The organism is Microbacterium sp. LEMMJ01, assembly GCF_002114135.1.
In the GTDB taxonomy this organism is placed as follows: domain Bacteria; phylum Actinomycetota; class Actinomycetes; order Actinomycetales; family Microbacteriaceae; genus Microbacterium.
The window spans coordinates 77,972-91,052 of the sequence record NZ_NCTV01000017.1; the positions used below are offsets into that span (position 1 = coordinate 77,972).

The following is a 13,081-nucleotide window of genomic DNA, read 5'->3' on the forward strand; positions in this document are numbered from 1 at the left end:
AAGGGACCACCACGAGCCCGACCAGGAAAGTGATCGGGGATCGTGTCTCCGGCAGAGACACGTAAGAGACCCGGGCTCCCACCGCGAATGCGCCCCTCACGAGACGGCCAACGTTCCGTTGACGCGGGCGCGCGTGATCGCCGCGCGCAGTCCCACACCGGCCAGCACCACCCACACACAGCTCACGGCGACCGAGAGCCCGCCCCATGCCACTGCGGCACCGACGGATTCTGCGTGGCCGGCGAGAACCGCGCTGGTGAGCGGGTGCACCAGGGCGACGGGTGCGAGCCAACCGGGGAGCTCCGCGAATGGCACGACGATTCCGATGAGCATCCACACCGGAACCAGGATGAGGGGTTCGAGTGCGGAGGCGGAGGGGTTCACGACGAACAAGGAGGACAGCAGCGCTGCTGATCCGATGCAAGCGATGAGTGCTACCAGCACGCCGATCGTCGATTCGATCGTCAGCTCGAGCTCATGCGAGATCACGAACTGGATGAGCATTGCGAACGGAATCCCCACCATCCCGATGAGCGCCGCAGACGCGGTCAGGGCTCCGAAGACGACTCCAGGCCGGTGCACGCTCAGAACGTGCGATTCCAGAGTGCCCTGGAATCGCTGATACATGATGAGTCCCGCTGCCGTGGTCGTGGTTGCCCAGACGCCGGCCGTCGACGCGTCCAGCCACGTGAGCGGCGCCAGCGGGGCGCCGACGTTAATCGCGCCGAGTCCCCGCAGCAGGAGGAAGCTCACCGGAGCGAGCAATGCCGTCTGCATGAAGAACGGCACCCGCAGCAATTGCCGGGCGTGGAAGCCCGCGAGAGCGAAGAACACGCGCATCACGCGTCGCCCGGATTCTCTGCCGGGACGCGGCTCCTCGCCAGAAACGCGAGGTAGGACTCTTCCAAGCTCGGCCTGCGCAGCCCCAGCGGCTCGAGGTTCAGCCGCTGCGCGAACGAGGAGTGCGGGTCGGTGTCGGACCATGCGACGTCCACATTCCACCCCCCGTAGGTCTGCGTGGGGAGCACCTCGACGACACCCTCGACGCTCCTCAGCGTCGCCTCGACCTCGTCGGAGAAGGTGAGCGTCCGGTAGCTGGTCACTCCTGTCAGCCCTGCGGCGGAGGCGATGTCCTCCACGCTGCCCTCGACGGCGATGCGCCCATTGTCGATGACAGCGATGCGATCCGCGAGTTCTTCCGCCTCCTGCATGTAGTGGGTAGTGAGGAGCACTCCCGTGCCGGCCTCACGAAGACCTCGGGCGAGGGCCCGCAACTCCCGGGCCCCTTCCGCGTCGATGCCGATGGAGGGTTCGTCGAGCAGGATCAACTCCGGTTCACACAGGACCGCACGGGCGATGTGCAAGCGTTGCCGCATTCCGCGCGAGAACTGCTCGACCCGGTCCTTGCTCCGCTCGCCGAGCCCGACCATCTCCAGAGCATCGGAGATCCGCTGATCACGCTTCCTCCGGGGGACGCCTTGCAGCTCTGCGAAGAACCGAAGGTTGTCTGTGGCGGATGCTCTCATATAGAACCCGCGGTCACCGCCGAGCACCAGACTCATACGAGCACGGACATGCCGGTAGTGCGTCGTGACGTCCATCCCGCGGAAGAGAATCCGCCCATCCGTGGGCGTCAGCAGAGTGGCGATCATCTTGATCAGAGTCGTCTTGCCTGCACCGTTGGGACCCAGATAGGTGACGATCTCCCCTGATCGGATCTCCCCGGAGACACCCCGCACCGCCTCCACTTCGTCGGCGCCGCGGGAGTACGTCCTCGTGACGTTCTCCAGCGTGATAAGGGCCGCGTCCGAGCGATGACCCCCCATTCGCACAGCCTCCCGTCCATCGATGAGTCGTCAGCGTACAGCAGTGTTCGGAATCATCCGGTCGGGCGAAGGGGGCGAGGAGGGCCCGGGGGTGGGGGGCCGATCTCTATCCGGCCGTCAGTCGGCTGATAGGGCAGACCCGTCCTCCGGACGTGGGCTTGGTGGGCAGACGGCGGCGGTTCACGTCGAGCCCCTCGTCGAGCACCGTCAGCTCCGGGTCGCTCAGCACGGCGACGGCCGCGGAGAGTCCCGCGATGACGAGCTTCTCCCCAGGACAGCGGTGACCGGTGGCGACGTCGCCCCCGCCCTGGGGGACGAAGGTCGTGATCTCCTCGTAGTCGTCCACGTCGGTGAACCGCTCGGGGGCGAAGCGCTCCGGGTGGGACCACGACCGCTCGTCGGTGTTCGTGCCGAGGATGTCGAGGACGACCCGGCCGCCCTCCGGGACCGTGACGCCGTCGATCTCGACCTCGGCGATAGTGCGACCAGGCAGCATCGGCACGAACAGTCCGGTCCGCCGCACCTCCTGCGCGAACATCGTCGCGAGCGTTCCACCCACGAGCGATCCCCGCTCGGCGGTCTCGGCGGCGATCCGGGTACGCCACTCGGGGTGGTCGTGCAGCTGCTTCGCGGCGAAGGCCACGAACCGCGCGGCGGCGATCATCGGACGGATGCTGTTCTGCAGCTCGACGCCGGCCACCTGGGCGGGCAGCAGCTCGCCGTTCTCGTCGCGATGCGCGGCCCACAGGGCGAGCGCGGTGCCCTCCGGTGCCGTCAGATCGCCGGCGCGGACGGCTTCGATGAGGCGACGCGCGTGCCGGTCCGAGAAGATCCGGTTCGCGAAGGCCTCGACGTAGGCGGGGGAGTAGGGGGCGCCGAACCCGTCCACGATCTGCGCAAGGCGCGTGGCCCAGCGGGTCTGCGCCGCCGCCGTCCCCGGCAGTCCGGCCCAGCGCATCATGGCGCGCCCGAAGGCGCCGACGGCCGCGTCGTAAGCGCTGCGGGTGCCGCCGGCACGCCAGTCCTCACGCTCGGCCGCCCACTCCCGTTCGAGGAACGGTGTGAGCCGTTGGACCTGCGCATCCTCGTACGCGGCTTCGACGAACGTGGCCTTGCGGTGGCGGTGGGCGGTGCCGTCGAGCGCGTGCACGGACCCGTGCCCGAACAGGGGCTCGCGGACGATCCCCGGCATGGCGCCGGCGCGGGCGATGCGGCTCTCGTCGTAGAACAGCTCCACCCCCTCGGCACCGCGGACGAAGGCCGCCGGGTGCCCGAGGAGGCGCATCGGGGCGGACCTGGCGCCGGGGCGGGCTCGGCGCCAGATGCGCTCGCCGAAGTCGTAGCCGCGGGTGAGCAGCGACGGCGAGTCCTCGTGCAGGACCGCGTCGAGGCCGTCGGAGAGTCGGGAAGTCAGTCGCTGAAGCATGATCCGACCCTGTCACGCGAGCTCGACGGGCCCCAAGGGGGCGGCGTCCTCGAGGCGTTTGTGCTAGCCGGGACGGTCGGTGTCGCCGATGTCAAGCACCTGCCCGAGCGAGGCCCGCGGCGCGCAGGATGGGGGCAGAACGGAGGAACCATGGCCACCAACACCCACGACCTGACGTGCACCACCCATGACGTGTTCCGCGTGCTGGCGAACGGCTGGCTCTACCCCGCGTGGGTGGTCGGCGCCTCCCGCATGCGCGACGTCGACGACTCCTGGCCGGCGGCGGGCGCCCAGCTGCACCATTCGGTCGGCACGTGGCCCGCGCTCCTGGACGACACGACCGAACTGGTGGAGTGGCACCCGCCGCACCGTGCGGTCATGCGGGCGCGCGGCTGGCCGGTGGGCGAGGCGCAGGTGACGATCCGCGCGCGGACGACCCCGAGCGGATGCCAGGTGCGCATCGATGAGGAGCCGGTCAAGGGCCCGGCGACGATCCTGCCCCGGTTCCTGACCACGCCGATGCTCCGCTGGCGGAATGCGGAGACGCTCCACCGTCTCGGCTACCTGGCCGAGGGCCGCGCGTCCTGACACGCGTTCAGCGCGTCGGCGCCATCGCGGCCGCGACGGCCGCCTCCACATGCAGGGCGGTCGTCGGGAACACCGGCACCGATGTATCCGCCGCGGAAACGAGGAGCTCGATCTCCGTGCACCCGAGGATCACGCCGCCCACGCCGCGGGCGATGAGCCGGTCGATGACCTCGACGTAGCGACGGCGCGATTCGTCGCGGATGATCCCGTGGACGAGCTCGTCGTAGATGACCGCGTGCACCACGCGGCGGTCGTCCGCCTCCGGCACGAGGGTCTCGATGCCGTGAGCGGCGAGGTGTGCGGCGTAGAACGGCCGCTCCATCGTGAAGGCGGTGCCCAGCAGCCCGACCCGACCGAGCCCCGCGTCGGTCACTGCGGCGGCCGTCGCGTCCGCGATGTGGAGGAACGGGATGTCGACGGCGGCAGCGATGCGGTCGGCGACCAGATGCATGGTGTTCGTCGCGAGGACGAGCAGTTCGGCGCCGGCGGTCTGAAGCGCCTGTGCGCGGGCGGCGAGGAGTCCGGCGGCGGCGTCCCAGTCGTCGTGAGCCTGCATCGCCTCGATGTCGGCGAAGTCGAGGGAGTCGAGCAGGATGCGGGCGGAGTGGTGTCCGCCGCGCAGGGCGCGGACGCGTTCGTTGGCCAGGCGGTACCACTCCAGCGACGACTCCCAGCTCATGCCGCCGAGCACGCCGATGGTCTTCATCGGGTCACGCCCCCGCCCGCATGAACTCCTCGGCGGCGCGCACCTGCTCCGCCGAGGGGCGGATGCCGGTGTAGAGGACGAACTGCTCCAGCGCCTGTCGCGTCGCGACCTCGGCGCCCGTGATCACCGTCTTACCCGCGGCCCGACCGGCGGCGATGAGCGGCGTCTCGGCGGGCAGCGCGACGACGTCGAACACGACCGCGGCGGCGTCGATGGTCGGCTCCGGGAAGGCGAGGGCGTCGGCCTCCGCACCTCCGGCCATGCCGAGCGGGGTGACGTTCACGATCACGTCGGCCCTCGCGTCTCCGACCTCGGCGCGCCAGGCGAACCCGTACAGCTCGGCGAGGGCGCGGCCCGCTGTCTCGTTCCGGGCGACGATGGTCACGTCCGTGAAGCCGGCGTCGCGGAACGCGGCGGCCGTCGCCTTCGCCATGCCGCCCGAACCCCGGAGGAGGACCGACGACGCCGGGTCGAGGTCGTTCTCCGCGATCAGCTGCGCGATCGCCGAATAGTCGGTGTTGTGGGCCGTGAGGACGCCGTCGTCGTTCACGATCGTGTTGACGGAGTCGATGGCCTGTGCCGAGGGGTCCATGCGGTCGACGAGCGCGATGACGTCCTCTTTATAGGGCATCGAGATCGCGCACCCGCGGATGCCGAGGCCGCGCACCCCCGCGATGGCCTGCGCCAGATCGGTCGGCGCGAATGCCTTGTAGATCCAGTTCAGACCGAGGGCCTCGTACAGGTGGTTGTGGAAGCGCGTGCCGTTGTTGCTCGGCCGCGCGGACAGCGAGATGCAGAGCGTCATGTCCTTGTTCAGCATGGTCACCGAATCAGGCTACCCCTGCGTCTGTCAAGGTCCATGGCGGAAGATCGCGTCCTCCCCTATGGTGAAAGTGCATGCAAGGGGATCGATCGTCTACGCCTCTCCCCAGGAGGCGGAGGCCCTCCCCACGGGCCGGGCGATCCGTGCATGCGATTGGGCCCTCTCGAGTAGTTCAGTCCCCAATGAACTCCTCGAGAGGGCCGCTACCCGGCCGTCCGCCACGAAGATTTTCAAATTTGTCCCCCAAAAGGGGGACAAGAAGCGCGCGGAGGGGTTAGGCTGTTTCTGACGCACCCTCCGGTCGTCTTCGGCCCTCATCGCTCCCCCCGCGGTGAGGGCCACACCATTTTCCGGGCGCGTCCGCTCATGCAACATTTGGATTACCTTCTCGCAACGGCTATTCCGCCGGGGGTCCCCTCCACTAGCGTTAGCGATGTCGGTGCACCCCTGCGTCGGCTTCTACATCAGCAGAACAGGCAGTACATGAGCACCCAGGGCACGGTCAAGTGGTTCAACTCGGAGAAGGGCTTCGGCTTCATCTCCCCCGACGACGGAGGCGCTGACGTCTTCGCGCACTACTCCGCCATCCAGTCATCCGGCTACCGCTCTCTCGAAGAGAACCAGCGGGTCGAGTTCGATGTGGCGCAGGGTCCCAAGGGCCTGCAGGCAGAGAACATCCGCCCCGTCTGAGGCGGAAGCAACACCGGGAACTCCCCGTCGGATCCACGCGCAGGCGCTGACCCGGCGGGGAGTTTCGTCTTCCCTGACGGCCCTGGAGCCGGTCAGGGCAGCAGGAGTGCGCGCAGCTCGTCTACGCTCGAGACGCGGAACGCCGCGTCGTCGCCCTCGTGCGGGTCGCTGAAGCCCCAGCCGACGAAGATCACGGGCACGCCGTTGGCGAGACCGCCCTCGACGTCGTGGTGCCGGTCGCCCACGAGGACCGGGCGGGAGGTGTCGGCACCGAGCGCGCGCAGCCGGCGCAGCGCCTCGGCCACGATGTCGGTCTTTGACGCGAGCGTGGCCTCGTCCGGCGTGGCGCCCACGGTCGTGAGGAACGACGGCCGCAGTCCGAAGTGATCCACCAGGGCGTCGACTTGATTCTCCGGCTTCGAACTCGCCGTCGCCTGGGGGACGCCCGCCGCGTGCACGTCGTGGATCAGCTCGGCGACCCCGGGGTACGTCTGCACGTCGGTCGTGTACCCGTCGGCCTTGCCTAGGGTGCGGTAGAACGCCACAGCCTCGGTCGATTGCTCCGGTGTCATCCCGGCCTGGTCCTGGAAGGACTGGAACATGGGAGGGCCGATCCAGTGCACGAGTTCCTCGCGCGTCGGCGCCGGGTGGCCGAAGTGCGTCAGGGCGATGTTCAGGCGACGCAGGATCCCGACCGAGGCGTCGACGATGGTCCCGTCGACGTCCCAGAGCACACACGAGTAAGGCGAAGAGGGCATGCCTCCAGCCTAGGGTCCCGCGAACGGGTGCCCGCCCGTCCTGCACAGGTGTGCACGAAACGGGTTTCTCCACCGAACGCGTGAACACCCTTCACGCCGATCTAGAGTCGTGACAGCCGCGGGATCACGGGTGAGAATGGGGGCATGTACGTGTCGGTGGAAGTCATCACGATGCTGGCGACGGCCGCGACGACTCTCGTCGCGATCATCAGCGGATTCGGCTGGATGATCGGTCGGATGGACACGCGGTTCGCCGCGGTGGACGCGAAATTCGACCGGATCGAGCACGAGCTCACCGAGGTCAAGATCGCGATCGCGCGGCTGGAGGGTCCGCGGCCGCGACTGGTCTCGACGCGCTGAGGTCAGAAGAGGCGGGGGATGCCCGACTCGATGCCCTTCATGTCGTCGTAGTCGAGCACGAGGCACCGGATGCCGCGATCCTCGGCGAGGACGCGGGCCTGCGGCTTGATCTCCTGGGCGGCGAACACGCCCTGCACCGGGGCGAGGTGGGGGTCGCGTCCCAGGAGCTCGAGGTAGCGGGTGAGCTGCTCGACGCCGTCGATGTCGCCGCGGCGCTTGACCTCGACCGCGATCGCCACGCCGTCGGCGTCGCGCACCAGCAGGTCGACCGGGCCGATGGCCGTGGGGTACTCGCGCCGGACCAGGGTGGCGCCCTCGGCGACGCGGTCCACCTGTTCCGCGAGCAGGCGCTGCAGGTCGGCCTCGACGCCGTCCTTCTGCAGACCGGGGTCGATCCCGAGCTCGTGGCTGGAGTCGTGGATGACCTCGTAGATCTGCACGCGGAGGGCATCGCCGGTCTTCTTGTGGGTCACGCGCCACACCTCGACGACGCCGGCGCCGGCCTCCTCTTCGCCCGGTTCCTCGGTCGCGAGCGCGCACGGCGGGCTCATCCAGTTCAGCGGCTTGTAACTGCCGCCGTCGGAGTGCACGAGCAGACTCCCATCACCCTTGTGCACGAGCAGGCGGGTGGCGAGCGGAAGATGGGCGTTGAGCCGGCCGGTGTAGTCGACCGAGCAGCGGGCGATGACGAGACGCACCCGACGAGCCTACTTCGTCGTCGCCGGTCACGCGGTCAGAGGAACGCGTCGAAGAGTCCGAGCTCCGTCGCGGCCGAGCGGGCGATGAGGAAGCCGATGATGCCGATGATCCACGCCGTGTTCTCCGCGCCCGTCCGCTCCATCCAGGCGGCGAAGCGCTCCAGCGGACGCTGCACGAGCGGGGCCGCCACGAGTCGGAGCACGAGGAGCACGAGCGCCGGGGCGATCATCAGCGCGCAGTACCCGGCGAGGGAGAGCACCCGGAGCGGCGTGTCGACGCCGGCGTCCGCGAGCATCGTCATCGCCACGATGTACGGGAGCATCGTCGCGACCTCCACGAGCCCCGCGGCGATGGCGACGGCCATGACCGCGAACCCCCGAGTCTGCGGGTCGAGCAGGCGTTCCCGCCACCGAACGATCCGACCGGGACGCGCAGCGGCCGTCGCGGCGGCGGACGGAACGGGAGGGGATTCCGGGGCGTTCGGCCCGGACAGCGGTTCGCCGGCCGGTCCGCCGGGGCCGGTCGCCGCGGTGGTGGCCGCGGGCGCTCCGACCGGCGCCGCCTCCGCAGGCTTCGTCGGCATCACGAAGGCGGTGACGAGCAGCGCGGCACCGACGACGAGACGGGTGATCATGCCCGCGGGAGAGCTCAGGAAGTCGGAGGCGACGTCGACGAGGTTCACCAGCCCCCAGAGGAAGAGGAGCCCGACCACGAGATAGAACACGGCGATCGTCGCGAGATAGAGGAGGATCCGTCCGGCGCGTACGCGTCCGGGGTGCAGGAGGAGGAAGACCGGGATGAGCAACGTCCCGACGCTCAGACCGTCGATGAGCGCGAGCACGGCGAGGGAGAGGGGCAGCGGCAGCCCGCCGAAGAGTTCCATGCTTCCACGATCCCGGCGGCACGCCGAGCGCGGATCGGGCGAAAGTCGGGGTCGTCCGGATGCCCTCATCCTTTGGTCGGATGCGACGCCGTCCGCGCCGTGGTTGCATGAGGACATGCACGATCCGGCCGACGGAGGGCCCGCCGCCTGGTACCGGCGGCACCGTTGGTGGGTGGACCCGCTGGGCATGGCCGCTCTCGCGACGGTCATGGCGGCGCTCGGGTTCCACGGCATCTGGGGACCCTTCTCCCTTCTACCGGAGGACGTCTCGCCGTGGTGGGCCCTGGTTCTCGCGATCCCGGCCTGCGCTCTCGCTCTCGGCAAGCGGCGTCATCCGTGGACGGTGCTCGCGCTCGTCGCCGGGCTCTTCATCGCCGACCTCCTCACCGTCGGCGGCGTCGGGACGCTCGTGGTGCTGCTGGACGTGCTGTGGACGGCGGCCTTCCTCGCCGGCCCACGCGGGCGCCGCGTGCTGCTCGTGCTCCTGGGCGTGGCGACCGTCGCCCTCTTCCTCGCCGCCCTGCTCCTCTCGGCGGCGACGCCCGCGGTCGCGGTGCTGTTCGCGGTGCAGTTCGGCGCGATCTTCGGTACGGACTACTGGTGGGCGGTGGCGGTGTCGCAGGCGCACGAGTTGGCCGACCTGCACCGTCAGCGGGCGGAGGACGCCGCAGCGACCGCCGCCCGAGATCGGGCGCAGGCCGTGCAGCGCGAGCGCGAGGCGATGGCGCGCGAACTCCACGATGTGGTGGCGGGACACGTGATGGCCATGGCCATCCGGGCGGAGGCGGCGCTCGCAGCGCCCCCGACCCGGGCGGACGATCGCGCCGCGCTGCAGGCCGTGCGCGATGCCGGGCTGGACGCGCACGGAGCTCTGCGCACCATGATCGGGGTGCTGCGCCGCGGCGACGGGGCGCTCGCGCCGACCCCGGGATGGGCCGACCTCGAGGGCCTCGCCGCGGAGGCCCGACGCTCGGGCTTGGACGTGCGCCTCGCCGTCGAGGATCCGGGTGCGCTCGGCGGCGGCGGAGAGCAGGCGGTTGTGCGGGTGGTGCGTGAGGCGTTGGGGAACTGCGTCCGCCATGCGAACGGCGCCGTGGTCGACGTGGCCATCGGCCCTGTCGACGGTCAGGCGCACGTGACGGTGCGGTCGCGGGGCGGCGCGCCGACCGTCACCGCCGGGCAAGGCGGCGAGGGGTGGGGGCTGCAGATGCTTCGCGAGCGCATCACCGCGCTGGGCGGGACGTTCCGGGCCGGTGCGGAACCCGACGGCTGGCTGGTCGAGGCGCGACTGCCGGTGGGGGGCCGGGCATGACGGCACCGACTGTGCTGCTCGCCGACGACCACGGCGCGATCAGGGCCGGCCTGCGCATCATGCTGGAGACGCACGACATCACGGTCGTCGGGGAGGCCGCCGACGGCGAGGTGGCCGTGCGCAACGCCGCAGCGCTCCGGCCGGATGTCGTCCTCATGGATCTGCGCATGCCGGGACGCGACGGGGTCTCGGCCACCCGCGAGATCGTCGAGCGCGGACTGGGGGATGTGCTCGTCCTGACGAGCTTCGACGAGGACGAGCTCGTGCTCGCGGCGATCCGGGCGGGAGCGGTCGGATTCCTCCTGAAGACGGTCGACGCGCCGACTCTCGTCCAGGCGGTGCGTGCTGTCGCCGCCGGAGACGGGGCGCTGGATCCGCGGGTCACACGCCGCGCGCTCGCCGCGGTGGCGGCGTCCACCCCGGAGCCGGCGCCGATGACGACGTTCGCGCTGCCGGAGCTGACGCCCCGGGAGCGCGACGTCCTCGACGGGATCCTGCAGGGGTGGTCGAACGCCCAGCTCGCCGCGCGCCTGCGGATCTCCGTCCCGACGGTGAAGACGCACGTCTCGAACGTCCTCACCAAGCTCGGCGCGCGCAGCCGGTCGCACGCGGCCGCGCTCGTCCGCGGGGTCGAGGACTGAGTCAGCCCTCGACGGTCGGAACCGCCGGAGCCTTCTCCTCCGCGCGGAGCGGGCGGGCGGCGCCGGAGAAGAGCCCCGAGAGCACCACGAGTGCGACGAGGATGAAGAGCGTGTTGAGCAGCCCGATGTGCTCGCTGATGACCCCGAGCACGGGCGGGCCGCCGAGGAACGCCACGTATCCGATGGTCGCCGCCGCGCTCACCCGTGCGGCGGCCTTGGCCGGATCGTCCGCCGCGGCCGACATGCCGAGGGGGAAGCCGAGCGACGCACCGATGCCCCACAGCGCCGCGCCGACGAGGACCAGCGGCAGCGTGGGCGCGAGGATGAACAGGAGGATTCCGGTGGCGGCGGTCGCGGCCAGGATGCGCAGCACCAGCACCCGGCCGAAGCGGTCGACCAGCGGCCCGCCGAAGAGGCGCACCACCGTCATGCCCACGGAGAAGACCGCCAGGGCGACGGCGCCTGTGCCCTCCGCGAAGCCGTGTCCCTGCTCGGTGCCCAGGGCGATCCAGTCGTTGGCGCCGCCCTCCGCGAAGGACATGCCGAGCATGACGGTTCCCAGCAGATACGTGCGCGGTTCGCGCCAGGCCTCGAGCGCGGTGTGCATGCGCTGGCGGAACGGGGGCTTCTCGTGGTCCTCGGGGTCGAGGGCGGCCTCCCGCACGGGCACCTGGAAGAAGCAGACGACGGCGATGACGGCGATGAGGACGCCCATCGACACCGCGTGCGTGCCGACGTCGACCTGGAGGGCCGCGGCGAGGGCGCCGATGCCGGCGCCGAGCACGGTGCCGAAGCTGAAGAACGCATGGAAGACCGGCAGGATGGTGCGGCCCATCTGCTGTTCGATGGCGGTGGCCTCGACGTTCATCATGACGTCGACGCAGCCGTTGCCGAAGCCGAAGAGCACCATGCCGATGAGGACTACGGGCACCGACCCGAAGACGGTCGCGCCGAGGCCGACGAGGGCGATGCCCGTGGCGAACGTGAGCATCGCCAGGAGCATGCCGCGCCGCGCACCGGTCCGGGCCATGACGGCGGGGCTGGTCGAGATGCCGAGGATGGACGCCACGCCCATGCCCAGGAGGATCAGGCCGACCTGCGCATTGTCGAGGTCGAGCGCCTCCTTGATCCCGGGCACGCGGGAGGCCCAGGTCGCGATCGAGAGGCCGCTGGCGAGGAAGATGGCGAAGATCGCGGTGCGCCAGCGCACGAACTGCGAACGGGAAAGGGCGGTGTCCATGGCGGACAGCCTATCGAATCGATTCGACCTTGCGCGACCGAACCGGGCTATCCTCGGAGTATGACCAGGGAGACGCCGCGCCGGCCCACGATCGCCGATGTGGCTCGCGAGGCGGGGGTCGCCACCTCGACCGCGTCGGTCGTCTTCAGCGGCAAGGCCAAGGTCGCACCCGCCACCCGCGACCGGGTGCTGGCCGCCGCGACCGGCCTCGGCTACACGGGGCCCGACCCGCGCGCCGCCTCCCTCCGTCGCGGACGCAGCGGCATCGTGGCGGTGGTCCTCGAGGGGCATCTGCGCGCGGCCTTCCTCGACCCCGTGACGACCGCCATGATGGACGGCCTCACCGACGGCCTGGCCGACCTCAGCGCCGGAATCCTCCTCATGCGCGACGAGCCGGGCGAGGACGGCTCGGCCATCGCGAGCGCCCCCGTCGACGCGGTGGTGCTCATCGGCTGCTCCGGCCGCACCCGCGCGTCTCTCGAGATCGTGCGCGGACGGGGCCTCCCGGTCGTCGTCATCGAGGGGGACGCGGGGCTCGACGTCCCGCGCATCACCCTGGACAACGTCGCCGCCTCCGCCGAGATCGCCCGGCACGTGCGCGACCTCGGACACCGGGACGTCGCGCTCGTCACGCTCTCGCTGGACGCCGAGCGCGAGCGCACCCTCATCACGCCGGAGCGTCTGGCCCGCGCCACCGTCGACGTGACGGTCGACCGCCTCGCCGGCATGCGGGAGGTCTTCCCGGACGCACCGGCGATCTCGGCCTCGGGCAGCCTCATCGACGAGGGCATCCTCGTCGGGCGGATGCTGCTCGCCGATCCCGACACCCGCCCGACCGCGGTGCTCGCGCAGAGCGACCTGCTGGCCGTCGGTGTGATCCGCGCCGCGGAGGAGCTCGGACTCCGCGTTCCCGAAGACCTCTCGGTCGCGGGTTTCGACGGCATCCCCCTCGATGGCCTCGGCGATCTCACCCTCACCACGAGTGTGCAGCCGGCGGTCGAGAAGGGGAGGGCGGCGGGAGAGCAGGTCGCCAGGATGCTGCGCGGTGAGCCGGGCATCACGCAGGACCTGCACTGCGTCTTCCGCGCCGGCACCACGACCGCGCCGCCTCCGTCGCGCTGACCGCGCG

Annotated in this window: 15 protein-coding genes; 6 read left to right on the plus strand and 9 right to left on the minus strand. The window is 70.7% G+C overall.

Translation table 11 applies throughout. The features are described from left to right. Positions 1-96: 96 nt before the first annotated feature. From B7W94_RS02800 to B7W94_RS02810, 3 genes are all read right to left on the minus strand, one after another. The gene (locus tag B7W94_RS02800; RefSeq protein ID WP_172400052.1) at positions 97-843 is read right to left on the minus strand and encodes an ABC transporter; all 747 of its coding nucleotides are present in this window, start codon (positions 841-843) and stop codon (positions 97-99) included. Continuing rightward, positions 840-1,826 carry an ABC transporter ATP-binding protein gene (locus B7W94_RS02805; RefSeq protein ID WP_085604194.1) on the minus strand — a complete coding sequence of 329 codons (987 nt, stop codon included), beginning with the start codon at positions 1,824-1,826 and terminating at the stop codon, positions 840-842. The genes B7W94_RS02800 and B7W94_RS02805 overlap by 4 nt, the downstream gene beginning before the upstream one ends. A 106-nt stretch (positions 1,827-1,932) precedes the next feature. Continuing rightward, complete coding sequence (locus B7W94_RS02810) at positions 1,933-3,252, minus strand: cytochrome P450 (protein ID WP_085604197.1); 1,320 nt, start codon at positions 3,250-3,252, stop codon at positions 1,933-1,935. A gap of 150 nt (positions 3,253-3,402) precedes the next feature. Here B7W94_RS02810 and B7W94_RS02815 point away from each other — a divergent pair, with 150 nt between their 5' ends. Beyond that, entirely contained in the window at positions 3,403-3,840 is a 438-nt protein-coding gene (locus tag B7W94_RS02815; protein ID WP_085604200.1) for an SRPBCC family protein, read from the plus strand. A 7-nt stretch (positions 3,841-3,847) separates the two neighbouring features. On the opposite strand, the gene B7W94_RS02820 is transcribed toward B7W94_RS02815, so the two are convergent. Both B7W94_RS02820 and B7W94_RS02825 read right to left on the minus strand, forming a co-directional pair. Next, on the minus strand, positions 3,848-4,546 hold the full coding sequence (locus B7W94_RS02820) for an aspartate/glutamate racemase family protein (protein WP_085604203.1): 699 nt from the start codon (positions 4,544-4,546) through the stop codon (positions 3,848-3,850). A 4-nt stretch (positions 4,547-4,550) separates the two neighbouring features. Continuing rightward, positions 4,551-5,372: a shikimate 5-dehydrogenase gene (locus tag B7W94_RS02825; protein WP_172400053.1), complete on the minus strand. Its 822-nt coding sequence runs from the start codon at positions 5,370-5,372 to the stop codon at positions 4,551-4,553. Between the two features lie 480 nt (positions 5,373-5,852). Here B7W94_RS02825 and B7W94_RS02830 point away from each other — a divergent pair, with 480 nt between their 5' ends. Further along, a complete protein-coding gene (locus tag B7W94_RS02830) occupies positions 5,853-6,059 on the plus strand; it encodes a cold-shock protein (protein ID WP_017203899.1) in 207 nt (68 codons plus the stop codon). Between the two features lie 92 nt (positions 6,060-6,151). Here B7W94_RS02830 and B7W94_RS02835 read toward each other — a convergent pair whose 3' ends face one another. After that, positions 6,152-6,817 (minus strand): HAD hydrolase-like protein, encoded by a 666-nt coding sequence (locus B7W94_RS02835; RefSeq protein WP_085604209.1) that lies wholly within the window; start codon positions 6,815-6,817, stop codon positions 6,152-6,154. Between the two features lie 144 nt (positions 6,818-6,961). On the opposite strand from B7W94_RS02835, the gene B7W94_RS02840 reads away from it, so the two are divergent. Continuing rightward, positions 6,962-7,177: a hypothetical protein gene (locus tag B7W94_RS02840; RefSeq protein WP_085604211.1), complete on the plus strand. Its 216-nt coding sequence runs from the start codon at positions 6,962-6,964 to the stop codon at positions 7,175-7,177. A 2-nt stretch (positions 7,178-7,179) separates the two neighbouring features. On the opposite strand, the gene nucS is transcribed toward B7W94_RS02840, so the two are convergent. Both nucS and B7W94_RS02850 read right to left on the minus strand, forming a co-directional pair. Next, positions 7,180-7,875, minus strand: a complete 696-nt coding sequence (gene nucS, locus B7W94_RS02845) for an endonuclease NucS (RefSeq protein ID WP_085604214.1) — start codon at positions 7,873-7,875, stop codon at positions 7,180-7,182. A gap of 35 nt (positions 7,876-7,910) precedes the next feature. Next, the gene (locus B7W94_RS02850) at positions 7,911-8,759 is read right to left on the minus strand and encodes a GAP family protein (protein ID WP_085604217.1); all 849 of its coding nucleotides are present in this window, start codon (positions 8,757-8,759) and stop codon (positions 7,911-7,913) included. A gap of 115 nt (positions 8,760-8,874) precedes the next feature. Here B7W94_RS02850 and B7W94_RS02855 point away from each other — a divergent pair, with 115 nt between their 5' ends. Both B7W94_RS02855 and B7W94_RS02860 read left to right on the plus strand, forming a co-directional pair. Further along, positions 8,875-10,071 carry a sensor histidine kinase gene (locus B7W94_RS02855; RefSeq protein ID WP_085604220.1) on the plus strand — a complete coding sequence of 399 codons (1,197 nt, stop codon included), beginning with the start codon at positions 8,875-8,877 and terminating at the stop codon, positions 10,069-10,071. After that, a complete protein-coding gene (locus B7W94_RS02860; RefSeq protein ID WP_085604222.1) occupies positions 10,068-10,712 on the plus strand; it encodes a response regulator in 645 nt (214 codons plus the stop codon). Before B7W94_RS02855 ends, B7W94_RS02860 begins: the two co-directional genes overlap by 4 nt. A gap of 1 nt (position 10,713) precedes the next feature. Here the strand turns inward: B7W94_RS02860 and B7W94_RS02865 are convergent, their stop codons facing one another. Further along, the gene (locus B7W94_RS02865; protein WP_025105189.1) at positions 10,714-11,952 is read right to left on the minus strand and encodes an MFS transporter; all 1,239 of its coding nucleotides are present in this window, start codon (positions 11,950-11,952) and stop codon (positions 10,714-10,716) included. Positions 11,953-12,012: 60 nt separating this feature from the next. On the opposite strand from B7W94_RS02865, the gene B7W94_RS02870 reads away from it, so the two are divergent. After that, a complete protein-coding gene (locus tag B7W94_RS02870) occupies positions 12,013-13,074 on the plus strand; it encodes a LacI family DNA-binding transcriptional regulator (RefSeq protein WP_085604225.1) in 1,062 nt (353 codons plus the stop codon). The last annotated feature ends 7 nt before the right edge of the window (positions 13,075-13,081 follow it).

Bases quoted from the DNA above. Each gene is read 5' to 3' on its own strand.
- B7W94_RS02810 (WP_085604197.1), bottom strand. From the start codon at position 3,252: ATGCTTCAGCGACTGACTTCCCGACTCTCCGACGGCCTCGACGCGGTC.
- B7W94_RS02870 (WP_085604225.1), top strand. From the start codon at position 12,013: ATGACCAGGGAGACGCCGCGCCGGCCCACGATCGCCGATGTGGCTCGC.
- B7W94_RS02835 (WP_085604209.1), bottom strand. From the start codon at position 6,817: ATGCCCTCTTCGCCTTACTCGTGTGTGCTCTGGGACGTCGACGGGACC.
- B7W94_RS02820 (WP_085604203.1), bottom strand. From the start codon at position 4,546: ATGAAGACCATCGGCGTGCTCGGCGGCATGAGCTGGGAGTCGTCGCTG.
- B7W94_RS02860 (WP_085604222.1), top strand. From the start codon at position 10,068: ATGACGGCACCGACTGTGCTGCTCGCCGACGACCACGGCGCGATCAGG.
- B7W94_RS02865 (WP_025105189.1), bottom strand. From the start codon at position 11,952: ATGGACACCGCCCTTTCCCGTTCGCAGTTCGTGCGCTGGCGCACCGCG.
- B7W94_RS02840 (WP_085604211.1), top strand. From the start codon at position 6,962: ATGTACGTGTCGGTGGAAGTCATCACGATGCTGGCGACGGCCGCGACG.
- B7W94_RS02830 (WP_017203899.1), top strand. From the start codon at position 5,853: ATGAGCACCCAGGGCACGGTCAAGTGGTTCAACTCGGAGAAGGGCTTC.
- B7W94_RS02805 (WP_085604194.1), bottom strand. From the start codon at position 1,826: ATGGGGGGTCATCGCTCGGACGCGGCCCTTATCACGCTGGAGAACGTC.
- B7W94_RS02850 (WP_085604217.1), bottom strand. From the start codon at position 8,759: ATGGAACTCTTCGGCGGGCTGCCGCTGCCCCTCTCCCTCGCCGTGCTC.
- B7W94_RS02815 (WP_085604200.1), top strand. From the start codon at position 3,403: ATGGCCACCAACACCCACGACCTGACGTGCACCACCCATGACGTGTTC.
- B7W94_RS02855 (WP_085604220.1), top strand. From the start codon at position 8,875: ATGCACGATCCGGCCGACGGAGGGCCCGCCGCCTGGTACCGGCGGCAC.